The organism is Arcobacter sp. CECT 8983, assembly GCF_004118855.1.
GTDB lineage: Bacteria > Campylobacterota > Campylobacteria > Campylobacterales > Arcobacteraceae > Halarcobacter.
On sequence record NZ_PDKF01000014.1, the window covers coordinates 65,182 to 83,695 of the forward strand.

Annotated in this window: 20 protein-coding genes; 9 read left to right on the plus strand and 11 right to left on the minus strand. The window is 26.8% G+C overall.

The features are described from left to right. The first annotated feature begins 46 nt into the window (after positions 1-46). The 3 genes from CRV01_RS12455 (at position 47) to CRV01_RS12465 (ending at position 3,705) form a co-directional block, all read left to right on the plus strand. On the plus strand, positions 47-1,324 hold the full coding sequence (locus CRV01_RS12455) for a TAXI family TRAP transporter solute-binding subunit (protein ID WP_129008561.1): 1,278 nt from the start codon (positions 47-49) through the stop codon (positions 1,322-1,324). Between the two features lie 65 nt (positions 1,325-1,389). After that, positions 1,390-2,352 carry a tryptophan--tRNA ligase gene (trpS, locus tag CRV01_RS12460; RefSeq protein ID WP_129008562.1) on the plus strand — a complete coding sequence of 321 codons (963 nt, stop codon included), beginning with the start codon at positions 1,390-1,392 and terminating at the stop codon, positions 2,350-2,352. Positions 2,353-2,361: 9 nt separating this feature from the next. After that, positions 2,362-3,705 (plus strand): diguanylate cyclase, encoded by a 1,344-nt coding sequence (locus CRV01_RS12465; RefSeq protein WP_129008563.1) that lies wholly within the window; start codon positions 2,362-2,364, stop codon positions 3,703-3,705. Positions 3,706-3,709: 4 nt separating this feature from the next. Here the strand turns inward: CRV01_RS12465 and CRV01_RS12470 are convergent, their stop codons facing one another. The 4 genes from CRV01_RS12470 to CRV01_RS12485 are packed head-to-tail and all read right to left on the minus strand — an operon-like array spanning position 3,710 to position 5,936. Further along, the gene (locus CRV01_RS12470; protein WP_129008564.1) at positions 3,710-4,405 is read right to left on the minus strand and encodes a class I SAM-dependent methyltransferase; all 696 of its coding nucleotides are present in this window, start codon (positions 4,403-4,405) and stop codon (positions 3,710-3,712) included. Beyond that, positions 4,396-5,013, minus strand: coding sequence for an ATP phosphoribosyltransferase (gene hisG / locus CRV01_RS12475; RefSeq protein ID WP_129008566.1), 618 nt, complete (start codon positions 5,011-5,013; stop codon positions 4,396-4,398). The genes CRV01_RS12470 and hisG overlap by 10 nt, the downstream gene beginning before the upstream one ends. Then, positions 4,991-5,617, minus strand: a complete 627-nt coding sequence (locus CRV01_RS12480) for a type III pantothenate kinase (RefSeq protein ID WP_129008568.1) — start codon at positions 5,615-5,617, stop codon at positions 4,991-4,993. The genes hisG and CRV01_RS12480 overlap by 23 nt, the downstream gene beginning before the upstream one ends. Continuing rightward, positions 5,604-5,936, minus strand: coding sequence for a hypothetical protein (locus tag CRV01_RS12485; protein WP_129008570.1), 333 nt, complete (start codon positions 5,934-5,936; stop codon positions 5,604-5,606). Before CRV01_RS12485 ends, CRV01_RS12480 begins: the two co-directional genes overlap by 14 nt. A gap of 154 nt (positions 5,937-6,090) precedes the next feature. On the opposite strand from CRV01_RS12485, the gene CRV01_RS12490 reads away from it, so the two are divergent. After that, positions 6,091-8,859 (plus strand): transporter substrate-binding domain-containing protein, encoded by a 2,769-nt coding sequence (locus CRV01_RS12490; RefSeq protein ID WP_129008572.1) that lies wholly within the window; start codon positions 6,091-6,093, stop codon positions 8,857-8,859. A gap of 47 nt (positions 8,860-8,906) precedes the next feature. After that, positions 8,907-9,938 carry a glutathione synthase gene (gene gshB / locus CRV01_RS12495; RefSeq protein ID WP_129008574.1) on the plus strand — a complete coding sequence of 344 codons (1,032 nt, stop codon included), beginning with the start codon at positions 8,907-8,909 and terminating at the stop codon, positions 9,936-9,938. Between the two features lie 12 nt (positions 9,939-9,950). Here the strand turns inward: gshB and CRV01_RS13765 are convergent, their stop codons facing one another. Together CRV01_RS13765 and CRV01_RS12500 are read right to left on the minus strand one after the other, a co-directional pair. After that, positions 9,951-10,127, minus strand: a complete 177-nt coding sequence (locus CRV01_RS13765; protein ID WP_164970063.1) for a hypothetical protein — start codon at positions 10,125-10,127, stop codon at positions 9,951-9,953. Continuing rightward, positions 10,127-10,363 (minus strand): hypothetical protein, encoded by a 237-nt coding sequence (locus CRV01_RS12500; protein WP_129008576.1) that lies wholly within the window; start codon positions 10,361-10,363, stop codon positions 10,127-10,129. The genes CRV01_RS13765 and CRV01_RS12500 overlap by 1 nt, the downstream gene beginning before the upstream one ends. 209 nt (positions 10,364-10,572) lie before the next feature. Between CRV01_RS12500 and CRV01_RS12505 the strand changes: the two genes are divergently transcribed. The 3 genes from CRV01_RS12505 to CRV01_RS12515 are packed head-to-tail and all read left to right on the plus strand — an operon-like array spanning position 10,573 to position 12,558. Then, complete coding sequence (locus tag CRV01_RS12505) at positions 10,573-11,316, plus strand: SdiA-regulated domain-containing protein (protein ID WP_129008578.1); 744 nt, start codon at positions 10,573-10,575, stop codon at positions 11,314-11,316. After that, entirely contained in the window at positions 11,309-12,088 is a 780-nt protein-coding gene (locus CRV01_RS12510) for a threonine/serine exporter ThrE family protein (RefSeq protein ID WP_129008580.1), read from the plus strand. The genes CRV01_RS12505 and CRV01_RS12510 overlap by 8 nt, the downstream gene beginning before the upstream one ends. Continuing rightward, entirely contained in the window at positions 12,088-12,558 is a 471-nt protein-coding gene (locus CRV01_RS12515; protein ID WP_129008582.1) for a threonine/serine exporter family protein, read from the plus strand. Before CRV01_RS12510 ends, CRV01_RS12515 begins: the two co-directional genes overlap by 1 nt. A gap of 4 nt (positions 12,559-12,562) precedes the next feature. Here CRV01_RS12515 and CRV01_RS12520 read toward each other — a convergent pair whose 3' ends face one another. The 5 genes from CRV01_RS12520 to trmD form a co-directional block, all read right to left on the minus strand. Beyond that, positions 12,563-13,393, minus strand: a complete 831-nt coding sequence (locus tag CRV01_RS12520; protein WP_129008584.1) for a hypothetical protein — start codon at positions 13,391-13,393, stop codon at positions 12,563-12,565. Positions 13,394-13,408: 15 nt separating this feature from the next. After that, positions 13,409-14,002: a DedA family protein gene (locus CRV01_RS12525; RefSeq protein WP_129008586.1), complete on the minus strand. Its 594-nt coding sequence runs from the start codon at positions 14,000-14,002 to the stop codon at positions 13,409-13,411. A gap of 79 nt (positions 14,003-14,081) precedes the next feature. Beyond that, on the minus strand, positions 14,082-16,721 hold the full coding sequence (locus CRV01_RS12530) for a methyl-accepting chemotaxis protein (protein ID WP_258238411.1): 2,640 nt from the start codon (positions 16,719-16,721) through the stop codon (positions 14,082-14,084). Positions 16,722-16,923: 202 nt separating this feature from the next. Further along, a complete protein-coding gene (rplS, locus tag CRV01_RS12535) occupies positions 16,924-17,280 on the minus strand; it encodes a 50S ribosomal protein L19 (RefSeq protein ID WP_129008588.1) in 357 nt (118 codons plus the stop codon). Between the two features lie 54 nt (positions 17,281-17,334). Further along, positions 17,335-18,024 (minus strand): tRNA (guanosine(37)-N1)-methyltransferase TrmD, encoded by a 690-nt coding sequence (gene trmD, locus CRV01_RS12540; protein WP_129008590.1) that lies wholly within the window; start codon positions 18,022-18,024, stop codon positions 17,335-17,337. Positions 18,025-18,153: 129 nt separating this feature from the next. Between trmD and CRV01_RS12545 the strand changes: the two genes are divergently transcribed. Beyond that, entirely contained in the window at positions 18,154-18,507 is a 354-nt protein-coding gene (locus tag CRV01_RS12545; protein WP_129008592.1) for a hypothetical protein, read from the plus strand. Positions 18,508-18,514: the final 7 nt, after the last annotated feature.

Consider the following 18,514-nt stretch of genomic DNA (forward strand, 5'->3'; position numbering starts at 1 on the left):
TTGTATTTCTAAGTTATAATAATAAAAATAATAAAGTGAAATACAAATGAAATATAAATTTTTTACCATCTCAATACCAATTTTTTTATTAATTATTGCTTCTTTTTATATAACGTCTAAATTTATAAAACCACCTCCTAAAAAAGAAATAACAATAGCAGCTGGTTCTATAACTGGCAATTATTATAAAACAGCCTTAATTTATAAAAAACTATTAGAAAAAGAGAATGTAAAAGTAAATCTTTTAACTTCTGCTGGTTCTATTGAAAATATAAACTTGCTAAAACAGAATAAAGCAGATATAGCTTTTATTCAAAATGGAACAACAAAAAACAAAGAAGAAGGTATAAAATCTCTTGCTTCAATATATTATGAACCTTTATGGGTATTTTATAGAAATGAGGGTTTTTCTATAAACTATATTATTCAATTAATTTCTAAAAAAATATCAATAGGAGCAGAAGGTAGCGGTACAAAAGATTTAACCTCAAAAATATTAAAAGATAATGGTATAGACAGTACAAATTCTACAATATTTAATTATGATGATAAAAAAGCAAAAGAAGAGTTAATAAAAGGAAATATTGATGCAATGTTTGTTGTTTCTGCTCATGAATCTAAGACAATAGAAGAATTACTTTCTAACCCAAATATAAATGTGTTAAGTTTTAAAAGAGCAAAAGCTTATAGTAGAAAGTATCCATTTTTAGAAGCACTAAATCTTTATGAAGGAACTTTAGATTTATATAAAAACTTACCTGATGAAGATATAAATCTTTTATCAACTACTGCAAACTTAGCAGTTAAAGATGGATTTTCCGAAGAGTTAATAAGACTTGTTCTAAAAAAGGCAAAAGAAGTTCATAGTAAAAAAGATTTATTTGCGAAAGCAGAACAGTTTCCAAATGATTTAAATATGCAACTTGAAATACATGAAGAAGCACAAAGATATTTTGAATATGGAGATACTTGGCTTGAAAAGATTTTTCCTTATTGGATAGCATCAAATATAGATAGATTAAAACTATTTATTATTCCTTTGCTTACTTTATTATTCCCTCTTTTTAAAGGTTTTTTCCCATTATATACTTGGACGATGCGATCAAAAATATATAAATGGTATGATGAAGTAAAAGATTTAGATAATAGAATTGACACCTTATCTAAAAAGGAACTAGAAAAAGAACTAATAACCATAAATGAGTTAAAACAAGAAACTCAAAAAGAAACAAAAGTTCCTCTATCTTTTATGGGTGAATATTACAATTTGCAACTACATATTGATTTAATAGAACAAAAAATAGAAAAAAAGCTTTCTTCTTAGTTTAAAAAGCTATTATATTTACTTTAGATATAATACATTTTTTAAAAAATTTAAGGAAGTATAAATTGAGAATATTATCTGGAATTCAACCAAGTGGAACTTTACATATTGGTAACTACTTCGGAGCAATTAAGAAAATGGTTGAGTCACAAGACCAAGGTGATTTATTTGCATTTGTTGCATCATACCATGCTTTAACAACAGTTAAAGAAAAAGAGCTTTTAGAAAAAAACATTTTTGAAGCAGTAGTTAACTTTTTATCATTAGGAATGGACCCTGAAAAATCAACTTTTTGGGTACAAAGTGATGTAAAAGAGGTACTTGAGTTATACTGGATATTATCAAACCATACATCTATGGGTCTTCTTGAAAGAGCACATTCATACAAAGATAAAATAGCAAAAGGAATTAATGCTAATCATGGATTATTTTCATATCCAGTTTTAATGGCTGCTGATATTTTACTTTATGATTCAAATATCGTTCCTGTTGGGAAAGACCAAATCCAACACGTAGAAATGACAAGAGATATTGCAAATAGCTTTAATCACCACTACAACACAGATATCTTTGTAATGCCAGAAGCAAAAGTTGATGAAGTTGTAGCAACAGTTCCTGGAACGGATGGAGCTAAAATGTCTAAATCTTATGGAAATACTATTGATATGTTTGGAACCAAAAAAGGTGTAAAAAAGCAAGTTATGTCAATTGTAACTGATTCTAAAGAGCTTGACGAACCAAAAGAATGGGAGAACTGCAATATTTACAAACTTTGTGAACTATTTATGAATGATGATGAACTAAAAGATTTACAACAAAGATATGCTACTCCTGGGGAAGGTTATGGACATTTCAAATTAACTTTATTAGATAAAATCAATGAACACTTTGCTCCATATCAAGAAAGAAGAGAACACTTACTAAATAATCCAAAAGAAGTAAAAGAGATTTTAGAGTTTGGAGCAAGTAAAGCAAGAAAAATAGCAAGTGCTAAGATGGATAAAATTAGATCAATTGTTGGTCTGTAAGGATAAAAAATGATACCTGAAGTACTAGATATAGCAATAAAAGATATTCTTACATTAGATTCAAATAAAACATTAGAAGAAGCTATAAAAAAAATGGCAGCTTCAAATCTTAGAACAATAGTTATAACTGATACTTCATCTTATAAAATTCTTACAACAACTCAATTAATTGATTTTAAATTAGAAAAAATAGAGCATTCAACTAAGCTTAAAGATTTAGGATTAAGAGAAGTCAAAGTTATAAGTAAAAATCTTAATCTAATCAACCTTCTAAACGAGATAAGTTCAACTGAAGAGTATATGGTAATAGTTGATGAAAACAATAAACTAGAAGGTATTCTTTCATATACTGATATAATCAATAATATTGACCCTCAAATGCTAATGGAAAGACAAACAATAGGTAATTTAATTTTAAATTATCAAGCAGTATTTGCATATAAAGATTCATCAGCACTTCATGCAGTTAAACTTATTAAACATAGTGGAAATGATGCAGTCATTATTAAAGACAATGATGAAAAAGCCATTGGTATTTTTACTTCAAAAGATTTTATAAATCTTATTCATTTAGATTGTGATTTAACACAAAAAATTTCAAACTTTATGACAAGTCCTATAAAAACATTAAAAGAACAATCTACAATTGCAGATGCCTTAGCTTTTATTAGAAAACAAAAATTTAAAAGAATTATTATTGAAAATGACAATGGCAATGTAACTGGAATAATCTCTCAAAAAGAGCTTTTAAGAATTGTTTATAATAAATGGATTGAGCTTATGAAAAAAGAGGGAAATAAAATCTCTAAAACAAATGAAGCTCTAATTCAAACTCAAACAGAATTAGAAGAACTTGCAACAACTGACTACTTAACAAAAATTTATAATAGACAAAAATTTGAGTCATTTTTAGAGTATGAAATAAAAAAACTTGATAGATATGACAATGGTGCTTTTACAATTTTGCTTGTGGATATTGACCACTTTAAAAAAGTAAATGATTCATATGGACATCTTAAAGGAGATTCTGTACTGCAAGATTTTGCAAAAATTTTAAATTTTAGCTCAAGAAAAAGTGATGTTGTCGCTAGATGGGGAGGAGAAGAGTTTATAGTTTTACTTCCACATACAAGTATTGAAGAAGCAATCTTAGTTGCAGAAAAAATACGTTCAACAGTTGAAATACATGATTTTAAAGACAACCTTACTTTAACTTGTTCTGTAGGAATTTCTCAATATCACAAAAATGATACGAGAAGAGAGATTTTTAATAGAGCAGATAATGCTTTATATAAAGCAAAAGCTCTTGGAAGAAATAGAATAGAAATAGAAGTTTTAAGCTGTAATGTTTAAACTTCTATTTCTTACAGATATAAATTTGTTTATCAGCTTTCTCATCACTATGAAGACTAAAGTCTCTTAACTCTTCAACTTTAAAGCCAGCTTTTTTTAACATCTTTTTCAATCTATCTTTACTATGATAATATTGAGTTATAAAATCTTTTTCTTTTTTAAAAGATTCATCTTCTTCTTTAATAAATAAAGTTAGATCAGTAATCAATTTTTCGTCTTCATAAATAGCATCAATAGCAATAAACTTATCATCAAAGTCCATAGTAATACAGCCTTGTGCTATATCTTCAAAACCATAAAGAGTATTTACATCAAAGATAAAGTATCCATTGTCATTTAAACTGTTATAAACATTTTCAAAAAACTCTTTTAAGCCATCTTTTTGAATATAATTTATTACATCAAAAATAGCAGTTACACAATCATATTTTTCTTTTACATCTTTTAGATCAATACAAGCAACATTTTCAACACCTCTGTGATAGCAAGCTTCAATTTGTTCACTACTAAGATCAATTCCAAATGCTTTTTTTTGATTTAAATTTAGGCTTTCTACAAAAAAACCTTGTCCACAACCTACATCTAAAACATTGTCCAAGTCTTTATTAAAAACAATTGACATAAATTCATTATGTAAAGTATATACCTCATCATAAAAGTCTAGAAAAGGCTCTATCTTAGAGTATAAATTTAATCCCATTGAATAACAGCTTCTAATTTTTCTTTTAAATCAAAAATCTTATCTTTTTTTGCATAATAAGCATTTTTGTTTGCAATTAGATGGGCAGAACTTTCCATAATTGTAGGTCCTACTTCTAAACCATTTTGTTTCATTGTTGCTCCTGTTTCTACAATATCAACAATACAATCTGCAAGATTAACTAATGGAGCCAATTCAATAGAACCATATAGTTTAATAATATCAACGGCCATTGCTTTTTCTTCAAAATATCTTTTTGCAATTTTTTCATGTTTTGTAGCAACAGTGATTTTACTTTTTGTCATATCAAGTTTTTGTCCTTTGATAAGTCCAAAGGCAACTTTACAAAAACCTAGTTGTAAGTCAAGTAGCTTAATTAAGTCATACTCTTTTTCTTCTAATACATCAAGCCCAACAACACCTAAATCTGCTGCTCCATGCATTACATAAGTAGGTACATCTTGATTTCTTACATTTAAAAATCTAAATCCAGCTTTCTCTAAAATAAGTTTTCTATCTTCAAAAACAAACTCTTCATCAAATGCTTTTTCAAACTTTTCAAGAGTTTCTTTTGCTATTCTTCCCTTAGGTAATGCAATCGTTAGCATTAATTATCCTTCTCATATTTTCAAAAATTATATCTTTTTTATAGATGCTATTGTCAAAAAATTTACTTAAAAACTTTCCATCTCCACCAGTAAAAGTAATCTGCTTTTTTTTACTTACTTTTTTTATTGGTTCTATAATTGATTTTAGTATAGCATAAGAGATTGCATCTTTAGTACAAAGTGGGATTTTATCTAAATTTACCTTTGTATTTAAATCAACATTTAACTTATGAGAAATTTGAGGATAAATATCTTTATAAGCTTTTAGTCCAGGAAGGATAAATCCTCCTTTGTGCTTACCTTTTTTTACTATATCAACAGTTATAGCACTTCCTGCATCAACTATAATCCCATCTTCAATAAAACAACAGGCAATCTTTCTATCTAAACCCATACCAACATATTTTGTTTTAAATTTTATATATGGTTCTAAATCAACTATATCATCATTTGTAAGTTTTAATTTTGCCGTTGCATTTTCATTTACAGAGACATAATAAACTCTTTGCTCAAAATCAGGAATATGAGAATTTACTAAATATCTTTGTTCTTTGCCATCCACATTGAAATGAAAAGTTGTATTTCCAATATCACATAAAATCAACTCTTACTCTCCATTTATTCTCTTCAAGTAATTTTTTAGCTTTAGAACAAAGAGGAGACGATATTATTAACTCTTTTTTCTTAAAATTATGCTCTTTATACTGTGCTAATAAAGCTTCCATTTGCATTAAGTCTTCTGCATTTTTTCTTATGAATCTACTTTTTGAATCTACTATAAATATTGCATAATAGTCTTTATTTGTAGAAGTTGCCACAAATATTTTTATTTTTTTTCTACTTTTTAACTCTTTTGGACTTACTTCCTCAATATCTTTAAATAAAATATCTTTATTTAAATAGTATTTTGTAATATCTTTCAAAATTTCCCTTATATATTTCTATTTGAATATATTATATACAAAGGATATTTAGTATCTATTGAATATAAAATAATACTATTTTGTAAACAAGCATTTATTAGTTAGTTATCTTTTTCTGATATAATACTTTCACATAAATTACAGTGGATTAAAAATGTTGAGATTTAAAACAGTATTTACTCTTTTCTTGTTTTCATGCTTTTTATGGGCACAACCACTTAAAAAAAGTTTCACTATCTCTTTTGACCCAAACTATGCACCTTTTTCATATATAGAAAATAAACAACCCCAAGGACTATTGATAGATTATTGGAAGCTTTGGGCAGAAAAAAACAACTATAATATAAAATTTATAAATGGTAAACTCTGGCAAAATTCAATTAATTTAGTAAAGAATGAAAAAGTAGATTTTTTTTTAGGAACAGAGGTTTATGAAACTTGGATGAAAGGCTCAAAACCTTTCTATAAAAGTAAAACTGCTCTTTTTACCCACAAAGACAACAGTAAGAGTTTTGAAAAAGATGCTTCATATATAATTGGAATAATAGGAAATGATTATGAAGAAGATATGAAAAGAAATTTCCCAAACTCAATGACTATTGTCTATGAAGATTATGATAATGCAGTAAAAGATTTGATTTCGAAAAAAATTGACCTTTTATATGATGATAAAATCGCTGTGGAATTTTATACTCTACAAAAAAGACAATTCCACAAAATAAAATCCATTGAACTACTTTCTAAATTATCAAATATACAAGCTATTGCGCGAGAAAATAGCTTAATTGATATATTTAATAAAGGCTTTAGTAAATTATCAAAAGAAGAACTTTATGATATTGAAAGCAAATGGATCATAAATGAAAACTTTAAATTTTATAATCAGATAAAAGATGTAAATCTAACAAAAGAAGAACTAGATTTTATAAAAAATACAAAATTAAATGTTTCTATCACAAGAGATTGGAGACCTTTTATATTTAAAGCAAAAGAGAATACTCCTGTAGGAATCTCTTCTGAAATATGGCAACTTTTAGAAAAAAAATTAAACTTAAACACAAAATATACTTTTTTTAACAGTTTCACAAAACAACTAAAAAGCATAAAAGAAAAACAACAAGATATTATTTTTAGTACAGGAAAAACAAAAGATAGAGAAGAGTATGCCACTTTTACTAAACCTTATGTCTCTTTTCCTATTTCTATAGTTACATTAAAAGATGAAAACTTTATTGAAAATATAAAACAAATTGAAAACAAGAAAATTGCAGTAGGAGAAAATTTTACTACTCATAAATTACTAAAAGAAAAGTACCCACATCTAAATTTATTATTGGTGAAAAATGCAAAAGAAGGGCTTATTGCTGTTGAAAATGAAAATGCTTTTGCATATATTGATATTAAGCCAACTCTTACATATAATATTGAAAAACTAGGTTTTGAATCTCTTAAAATAACAGGAAATACAGATTTAAGTTTTGAGCTAAGAATAATGATAAGAAAAGATTACCCTCTTTTACATAGTGCATTAAATAAAGCAATTAACTCTTTAGATCCCCAAAAAGTTGAAACTATAATTAATAGATGGGATAATATTCAATTTGAAGATAATTTTAACTATAACCAACTATGGATTGCATTATTTATAATTTTTGCGATTGTTATAATCCTTATATATAAGAATCAATCAAATATAACAAAAAATAAACTTTTAAAAGAAAAAGTTGAAGAAAGAACAAAGGAATTAAAACAACTTAATGAATCCCTTGAAAGGAAAATAGAAGATAAAACAAAAGAATTAAAAAGAGCCAATTATCTTCTAGATGAAGCACAAAAAATTGCACATTTGGGAAGTTTTCAATATGAAATAAAAAAAGATGAGTTATATTGGAGTAATGAACACTTTAAAATGTTTGGCTTATATCCAAATCAAATAAAACCTACTATTGATTTATTATTATCTTATGTCCATGAAGATGATAAGAAAATTGTTAAAAGTCATCTTAATAAATTAGTTTCCACTAAAAATAAGTTTGTAAATGAGTTTAGAATAATAATTAACAAAAAAACAATTAAATACTTACAAATCACTTCAAAAATTACTAAGTTTGATGAAAAAAATAATCCACTTCTAATAATTGGAACTATTTTAGATATAACAAAAATAAAAGAACTTGAACTTGAAAAAAGAGAAAAAGATACAATCTTAGCTCAACAATCAAAAATGGCAGCAATGGGTGAGATGTTAGAAAATATTGCCCACCAATGGAGGCAACCTCTTTCTGTTATTTCTACTGTTTCTACAGGGATGCAACTAAACCTTGAAATAGATAATGAACTACCAAAAGAACAATTGATAGAAAATGTAAGAGCAATCAATGAGCATACCCAATATTTATCTAAAACAATTGATGATTTTAGAAACTTTTTTAATCCAAATAAAGAAAAAACTCTTTTTGACATAACATCTTGTATTGATAAATCATTACATCTAATCACTTCAAAAATCAAGTCATCAAAAATAAATTTAACTAAAAAAATTGATAATATTAGTATTACAACTTTAGAAGGTGAGTTAACGCAAGTTTTATTAAATATATTTAATAATGCAATTGATGCATTAAATCAAAACGATATTGAAGACAAACAGTTATATATTTTAGTCTATAAAGAGAATAATAACATAGTTATATCTATCAAAGATAGTGCAGGAGGAGTTCCTAAAAAACTTCAAACAAGAATATTTGAACCTTATTTCACAACAAAACATAAAAGCCAAGGAACAGGAATAGGTCTTTATATGTCTTCTCAAATTATTACAAAACATCTACATGGAACAATCAAATTATCAAATGAGCAATTTATTTTAAATAATAACACATATTTTGGAGCCGATTTCAAAATTATCTTTCCTGAAAAATAGCTAACATAGAGTATAATTATAGATTAATTTTTACAAAGGATAAAAAAATGCATGTTGCGTTTATTATTGAACATTGGAACAATATTGAACCAGTAAAAAGTACTACTCTTGCGATTATTAAAGAGTGTATGCAAAGAGGACACAAAGTATCTATACTTTATACTAACGATTTAACCGTAAGAAATAATATCGTTCATGGTTTTGCTAAAACTATTGTATTTGAAGGTAAGATTCCAGATTCAGTAACATCATTTTATAAAAAATGTGAATTCCAAGTTAAGCTAAAAGCATTACATGCTTTTGATTGTATTATGATAAGAAAAGACCCACCTATTTCACCTATTGCATTTAACTTTTTAGATTCGGTAAAAGATGAAACAATAATTATTAATGATGTAGATGGTATTAGAAAAGCAAACAACAAACTATATACAACAACTTTTCATGATCCAACAAATAGTTATTTACCTAAAACTCATGTTTCAGGAAGTAAAAAATATATTAAAAAAATCATTGAAGAATCACAAGAAGAGAAAATGATTTTAAAACCCCTCGATGGTTCAGGTGGTAGAGGTGTTATCGTTTTAGAAAAAAATGCGAAATCAAATATCAACTCTTTACTTGATTTTTATATAGATAGCTCAGGTGAAAACTATGTTATTTTACAAGAGTATATTCATGGTGCTGAAGATGGTGATGTAAGAGTAATGATGCTAAATGGTAAAGCAATAGGAGCATATCATAGAAAACCTGCACATGGTGAAGTAAGAGCAAATATCCAAACAGGAGGAAGTGCTCATAAATATACTTTAACAGAATCTCAAAAAACTATCTGTAATAAGATTGGAAAGAAACTTCTTTCTGATGGTATATATTTTGCAGGTTTAGATATGATTGGAGATAAGATTTTAGAAGTAAATGTCTTAAATCCAGGAGGAATCACAAATATTAATAGACTTTCAAAAGTTAAACTTCATAAAAGTGTTGTGGACTTTCTAGAAGAAAAGGTTCATGAAAAAGTTGAAAAAAGAGCTGAATTAGAATATCTTTTAAAAAGACTAAGTGAACTAAGAGATTAATTTTCTCTTAGCTTACTTTTTTTGTAATATTTTATCAGCTAATCTTGCTAGGTCTAATTGAGATAGTTTTAAAGTTTGTTGAGAAAGCTTTTCAATTGTTAAGTTATTTTGAATCATTAAATTAGCAGCTTCATCAAAGTTTACCTCTTTTTTTATAAGATAAACAATTTTACTAATTACTTCATTCATTACTTATTACCCTTTTTTAAAATCATTAAATCTGCTAGATGAATTAAATCAGCAAGAGGTAATCTTATACTTCTTGAAACAATATCTTCAAGTTTTATATTGTTTTGTTTTATAAGATTTATTGCAGACTCATAATCATGTGTTGTTTTAATAACAGTAATAATATTATAAACAATTTTGTTAATTTTAGAATCTTCATTAAAAGTATTTATTGTATTTGTTAAATATTCTTGCATAGTAAAATCCAAAAAATAAAATATTCTTTTATTATTATAGTATATATACTAATGTTTATAACTAAAACATACCTTAAGACAATATTACATTTATGCAATGCCTTATTTATGGTATTATAAAAGGTAACAGTTAAATTTGATTTTACTAGGTTTAATTCATTCGTTATAAAAATTAATATAAAATTCCAAAAAATAAGGCAATAAAAAATATGAAAAACCTCTTTTTATTTTTAATACTTGCTATGTTTTGTGCAAACCTTTATGCAAAAGAAAAAACAATAGCAAAAATTCCAGAAGCCTCAGGTATAGTTTATAGCAAAAAATCAAATACCCTTTTTGTAGTAAATGATGAAGGTACTATTTATGAATTATCTTTAAAAGGAAAAATAAAAAGAGAAAAAAAATTAGGTGATTATGATTTAGAAGGTATAACTCTAGATGAGAAAAAAAATATATTACTACTTGCAAATGAAGAAGATGATGAAATCATTTTTTTAAATAAAAAAGACTTTTCAATAATCAAAAAAATTAAGATAAAAGACACCTATAAAGGTGTAAAAGTACTTAAAAGGGGTAAAAATGGAATCGAAGGAATTACTCTTTATAAAAATAAAATCTATGTTTCAAACCAATCTAATAAACCATACCCGAAAGAAGACTCATCAGTTGTTGTTATTTTAGACAACAAAAGTAATAAAAAACTAAAAATAAAAGATATAATAGACCATGGATATAAAGATATTGCAGGACTTTGCTTTTACAATGATTTTTTATATTTAGTAAGCGATGATGCCAATTTGTTAATTAAATATGATATAAATTCAAAAAAAGTAGTAAAAGAGTATAAGTTATCAAAAAAGTATGCACAAGAAGGAATAACTTTTGATAAAAAAGGGAATCTTTATATTGCAGATGATAAGGGAAAAATTTTAAAACTAAAATTAGATGAATAATATTACATACGAAGAACAAACAAAAATTACAAGAGCCATAATAAAAGCAGCTGTTTTAATGCTTGAATTTGGAGCAGAAAGCAAACTTATTGAAGATACAGCACAAAGAATAGGAAAAGCTTTAGGAGTTGACTCTGTTGAAGTATCACTTATTCCTTCAGCTATTGTTTTAAGTACACTAAGCAATAATCAAACACAATCAGTAACTACTACAAGAAGAGCCCACCACAAACCAATAAATATGTCTATTGTTTGTGATGTTCAAAAGATGTGTATTGATGTTGAAAAATATAAAAAAGACGTTGATTATGTTTTTACTACAATAAAAGAGATTCAACCAAATCACTATAATAGGTGGCTAGTTGTTTTTATGGTCGGATTATCATGTGCTTCTTTTTCTTATCTTTATGGAGCAGATTTAAATGGTTTTTTAATCACATTTGTAGCAGCTAGTGTTGGTATGTATGTAAGACATGTTATGGCTAAAAAACAGTTTGTCTTAATTATTAGTTTTGGACTTACTGCTTTTGTGGCAACACTAATAGCTAGTACTTCACAAATATTTGAATTAAGTTCAACACCAAATATTGTTATGACTTCTAGTATTATTTTACTAGCTCCTGGGTTTCCTTTTGTAAACTCAGTTTTAGATGCAGTAAAAGGATATCTTTCTATGGGTTGGGGTCGTTGGATGCAAGCACTTTTACTAAGTATTGCTACTTCTATAGGTATTATCTTAGCCTTTGCACTTCTTAGCATGAGAGGTTGGTAATGGATAGTTTATTAGCTACATACATCTTAAATGCTATTTTTTCAGCAATCCCTGCTGTTGGCTTTGCAATGGTTTTTAATGTTCCAAGAAATGCATTAGTTTATTGTGCAATTGGTGGAGCAGTTGGATATACTACTAGGTATGCTCTTATGCATTTAAATATGCCAATTGAACTTGCTACTTTTTTAGCTTCAACATTAATTGGAGTTATTGCTTTATATTGGTCAAGAAAATATATAGTTCCAAGACCTGTTTATACTATTGCTTCTATAATTCCTTTACTTCCTGGAACATATGCTTTTACAGCTATTATAAACTTACTTCAAATGAATGCTCAAGGAGTTTCACCTGAACTAATTACTATGTTTATTGATAATGGCTTAAAAGCAGTTATTATTTTAAGTGGAATTGGCTTTGGCTTAGCTATTCCTTCCCTTGTATTTATGAGATATAATAGGCCTATTATTTAAATAATTAGGCCTTTTTCATATTAAAAATAGATTTTATAAACCCATATAAAATAAATAAAAATAAAATAGGCAAAAATATAGTTTGAAAAATAAAAACTATAATCAAATCAATAATATACTCACTTGAATTATCAACGGCTACGGTATATTCTTCAATCTTTTTAGTATAATATTCACTATCAAATTTTTCTACTACCTTATCAAAGAAAGAAATCTCTTTTTTTGCTTGTAAAGTTTCTTGATTAACCCTACTTACATCTTCTTTAACTTTTACAATATTTTCATTAAGTCTTTCAATATTGTACTCTTCTTTTACAAAATAATTATATGAAATATCATTTACATAACTTATCATTGGAATTGCAAAACGTAAAAATAGTAATACAAATACTACTTTAAAGAAGATGTCTCTTAGTTTATGATCATTTCTAAATCTTTTATATAACCATAGATTTAAAATAATTACTAATACAAATAGCAAATAATTATATATTTCATTAGTCACAAAATTTAAAAAGATTTTTTGAATTCCAAGGGATGTCATACTAGCAAGCATGACAAGAGAAAATTGTTCTACTAAATCATTTATTGGATCGAGAACTTCTCCAATAGCAACTACAAAAAAAGGGAGTGAGAGCTCAGTACCTTGTGCTAGAGAGATAACTGCATTTAAAGCTTTTGCACTACCAAAAACAATAATTGCTTGAGAAAAAGAGTTATCAACTAAAGTTTTAGCTGATGTATCAATAGAAAAAGTTATTGCAATAATAACTGCACCTATTGTAAAAACAGATAATAGAAGTTTATTCCAATTTTTAATAATAAAGCTTTTCATCTTAAAGCCTCTTTTTTATTTTTTTCTTCTTTTATAATACCAATAAGCCATTATTATAAGACCTATTAAAATTGCAATAATAATATATCTTAAATACTCTTTGATTAAAGCCTCATTGCCCCCTATGAAATATCCTAGCATTGTTAAAATAACAACCCAAATAGCAGCACCTAAGCTTGTATAAATAGAAAAAGTTAAAAGATTCATTCTTGCTAATCCAGCAGGGAAAGAGATGTATTGTCTTACTGCTGGAATAAGTCTTCCTGAAAAAGTTGAGATATGCCCATGGTCTTTAAAGAAAAGCTCTACTTTGACAATAGTATCGGCACTAATAAAAAAGTATTTTCCATATCTTATTAAAAAAGCTCTTCCATATTTTATTGCTAAAAAATAGTTAAATAGTGCTCCTGCTAAGCTACCTGCAATACCTGCAAAAATTGCTGCAAACATATTCATTTCACCATTATAAACTAAGTATCCAGCTGGAATCATAACTACTTCACTAGGAAAAGGGAAAAATGAACTTTCTAAAAACATCATTATAAATATTCCAATATAACCTAAGTCTCCAACAGTTTGCACAATAAAATCAACTATATCATGTAGCATCTATCACCTTATTTAATTTTTGTGAGTTTAACAAAACTATAGTTAATTTATCTATTTTGTATTCTATGAAAATACTATCTTAAAAAGCTTCCCAATCATCGTCATTTTTACTATTAGATTTAAAAGAAGCTTTTTTTGAAGGAATCACTTCTTTAGTTTCTACATTTGCTTTTTTTGTAGATTTTAAAGTTTCCTTTTCAATTTTTATATCATTTTTGCCTTTAAACTCTTTTTCATTTGCTTTTTTTACTATTGTTTTTGATATTACATCAGTTTCAAGGGCAACTTCATTTGTATCTTGTGCAATTGAAGCATTCTCTTGTGTTTGTTTATCAAGCCTTGCTATACTTTCATTTATTTGAGAGATACCCTCTTGTTGTTCTTTTGAGGCAGTAGAAACTGCTTCAATTAATTCTATAGTATTAGTAATATTTTCACTTAAAACAGAATATCCACCAATCATAGTATCAGCAATATTTTTACCTTCATTGGCTTTTAAATTAGCATTTTCAACTAAGGTTTTAATCTCTTTTGCAGCTTCTGCACTTCTTGCTGCTAGGTTTCTTACTTCTCCAGCAACAACAGTAAATCCTTTACCAGCTTCTCCAGCTGTTGCGGCTTCAACAGCTGCATTAAGTGAAAGAATATTTGTTTGGAAAGCTATTTGATCAATCACTGTAATAGCTTCATTAATAGCACTAACCTGACTATTTATCTCATCCATTGCTAAAGTAGTTTTATTTGCTAATTTTTGACCTTCATTAACAGAATTAGTCACCTCTTGAGCATAATTTGACATCTTCTTAACATTTTCATTACTTGAGATTAAATTTCCATTTATTTGCTCTATTGCTGCAGAAGTTTCTTCAATTGAAGCTGCTGCATCATTTGAATTGTTTGTTAAAACTTTAACACTATCTAATAAAACATCAGAACTATAATCTAATTGCATTCCATAAGTTTTATTTTCCACTAACATCTCAGTAATTGAAGTTCCTAAAGAGTTTACACCATCTGCTAATGCTAAAAGATGTTTTTTTAGTCCTTTTGAATCAACTTTTTGCATATAATTATAACTTGAATAAGTTTCTAATACATTCAAAATATTTTTAATATTTGCTTCTAAATGAACTCCCATATTATTTATCACATTTTTTAATTCATTTAAAGAAGGATTTGAAGAATCTAAAGTTATTCTTTTAGATAAATCTCCCCTTTCAAATTCAGATAATACACTTACAGTTTCACCTATAAGCTGTTTATCTTTTTCAAATTCATCTTTTATCTTATGAATATTTTCATTTACAACCTTTGACATCTTTCCTATTTCATCTTGCTTTGAATCATCTAAATAAATAACTTCTTTTGTTTCATTATTTAGATATTTAAAAAATTGCATAAGTCCGTTTTCAAATTTTCTTATTGGTTTTATAATAGAATTTCTCAAAATAAGAACCGAAACTATTATAATAACAATTAACATAAAAAATGAGATTGTTCCTAAAATCATATTTAACTTAACAATATCCTCTAATGCTTCATCATTATTAAGTTCAGCTATAATTCCCCACTGCTCATCAAATATCTTAAATCCAGTATAAGCACTAAGAACTTTTTCACCTTTTTCATTGTCAATTATATGAGCTCCAGTTTTATTTTCTAATGCAGCTTTTGTTGAACCTGTTTTAATTTCATAAGTGGCAATTGTTGTACCAGAACTTTTAACATAAGGGTTGTCAATATTTTTAAGAAACCTATGGTCATTTCTCATTTTGTAATCTTTTCCAACTAAATATGCATTTCCTGTTTTTCCAAGTCCTGCTTTTTCATACTTATCACCAAAATTCATAATACTGTTAATCACATTGATAGGAAACTGCATTATTAAATTTCCCACTCTTCTTTTTTGATCATTAAATACAGGTGTTGCAATAAAAGAAGCTGGAGTATTATAACTTGGTTCATAGGGTTTAAAATCAGAAAATGCAACTTCGCCTTTTTTTAGTCCATATGATTTTTCATTAACTAAAGCTAAGCCACTTTTTGAATAAGGTCCACTTTTCAAATTTGTTGCATAATCTTTTTCTTTAAAGGTACTGTATATTACTGTACCATTCATATCCACTAAGAAAATATCATATAAAGAGAATTTATTTAAAATAGTATTAAAGGTTTCATGAAATCTAACATGGGCAAAAGCATAGTTATTAAAAAAAGTATTTGATTGAGTTAATTTATTTTTTTCACCAATTGCTGCCTCATTTTTTATAATATACATATATTGTGCTAAAAGACCATTTTCATCTTTTGGCAAATAATCTACAGTAGGCTTTTTAGATTCTACATTTGGTACTTCAAAATTTATTTTGTTTAAATAAAATTTCTCATAATGATTAATAATCTCTTCTTTTACTTTAGCCATATCTACTTCAGCACTTGATTGATTAGAGATTGTATAAAATCCTCTAACAAAGTTTTTAAATGCTTCTTGCGTTGAAGCTGAGTTTGCTGTAGAAACTATTAACCCATCAATGGTATTAAAATATTGAGAAAGATGTTGTTTTTTTGCCTCAGCAATAGACTTTAATTGAGTAAGCTTCTCTTTTTTTGAATGCTTAATACTTTCATTTGTACTAATTGATAACATAACTATTGAAAGTGAAATTAAACTCCCAATAATAAGTATCATTAACTTTGTATTAATTGTTAAATTCTTCATTTATAGGTCCTTGAAAAAAACTTAAATGAGTATAACAAAAAAAAGTATTGAAATAGTGACGAAAATTACTTTTCATTTTTTCATTGGTATTTGAAATTAAAAAAGTTTAATAAGAATTACGCTTTAAAAAATAAAGCAAAGTTGAAGTAGTATTTTAAAATAAAGTAAGACTAAGACAAAAGTCTTAGTCTTTTTACTAAAATTATTTTCTAAGTTCTTTAATTTTAGCTTTTTTACCAGTAAGTCCTCTAAGATAATGTAACTTAGCTCTTCTTACTTTACCTCTTCTTGTTACTTCAAATGACTTTAAAGACTCAGAGTATAATGGGAAGATTCTCTCAACACCAACAGAGTTAGCTCCAATTTTTCTTACAGTAAATGTTGCATCAACACCGTTACCTTGTCTAGCAATTACAACACCTTCGAAAGTTTGAACTCTTTTTTTCTCACCTTCTTTAATCTCAACACCAAGTCTTACTGAATCACCAGCTCTAAACTGTGGAATTTCTTTTTCCGAAATTTGCGCTGCTTCAAAGCTTGCAATGTATCTATTTTTCATGTGTTCCCTTTGGTGAAAGTGCCCGCCATTTGCAAGACGCGGGGTATCACGCTTTTATTTTGTTTTTTTATTTTTTACTAAACTTGGTCTAAAGTATTTTGTCTTGCACATAGCCAAGTTATATTTTAAGGTGGCAATTTTACTATGGTTTCCCTTTAAGAATTCTTTAACGACGCTTAAATTTTGAAAATTTTCTGGTTTAGTAAAAGAAGGTGCTTCTAAAAGATTATTTTCGTAACTCTCTTCAACTAAAGAATCGGCATTACCAAGGACTCCATTAACATTTCTTGAAATTGCATCAGCCATAACTAAAGATGGTAGTTCTCCACCAGTTAAAATAAACTCTCCAATTGAAAATACTTCATTTGCATACTTTTCAATAACTCTTTCATCAATACCTTCGTATCTTCCTGAAACAAAAACTATATTTTCTTTTTTTGCTAATCTTTTTGCATCGTTTTGCTTAAAAGGTTTTGCAGCAGCAAGGGGAAATATAATATAAGCATTAGGATTTTTTCTTTTAATTTCATCTAAACAATCAAAAAGTGGTTGAGGAGTCATTAGCATTCCAGCTCCACCACCAATCATTTGTTTATCTACTTTTAAATGTTTATTTGTAGTAAAATCTCTAGGATTATAAAACTCATAAGATATAAAGTTTGATTCTATTGCCCTTTTTAATATTGAATCATAAAAATATGGTTCTATTAAATTAGGAAACAAAGTTACAAAAGTAAATTTCAAAAATTGACCTTAAATATTTTTTGAAATATTAACCTATTTTCATTTAAACTATTTAACTTTTTTTTTAATATGAAAATTAAGCTTATATTAGATAACTTTCAATTTCAAATTTATAAAGGAGAAATAAAAGTGAAAGCGCCTAAAGGTTTTGGAAAAAACTATTTTACATTTGCTAGCATTTTAGCTTATACTGTTGAATCAAAATTGCAAAATCTTGTAATAAAGGCAAAACATACATTACAGAAAAAACTATCTTCTGAAAATGATGAGTTTGATGAAAATGACCCTCCACTAGAAGAAGTCACCTTATGTTTACAAATAAATAATAGTAAACCTTGTCACTGTGATTGTTTTTTTAAAAGAAAAACAAAATTAGCAGTCTCTCTTTTCAAATTCATACCTCGTTGCCCTTTTTATTGCAAGTTCTTTGCGTTTAGACGAACAGGGGTACATCCACCATTAACAATCTTAAAATATAAATAATTAAGTT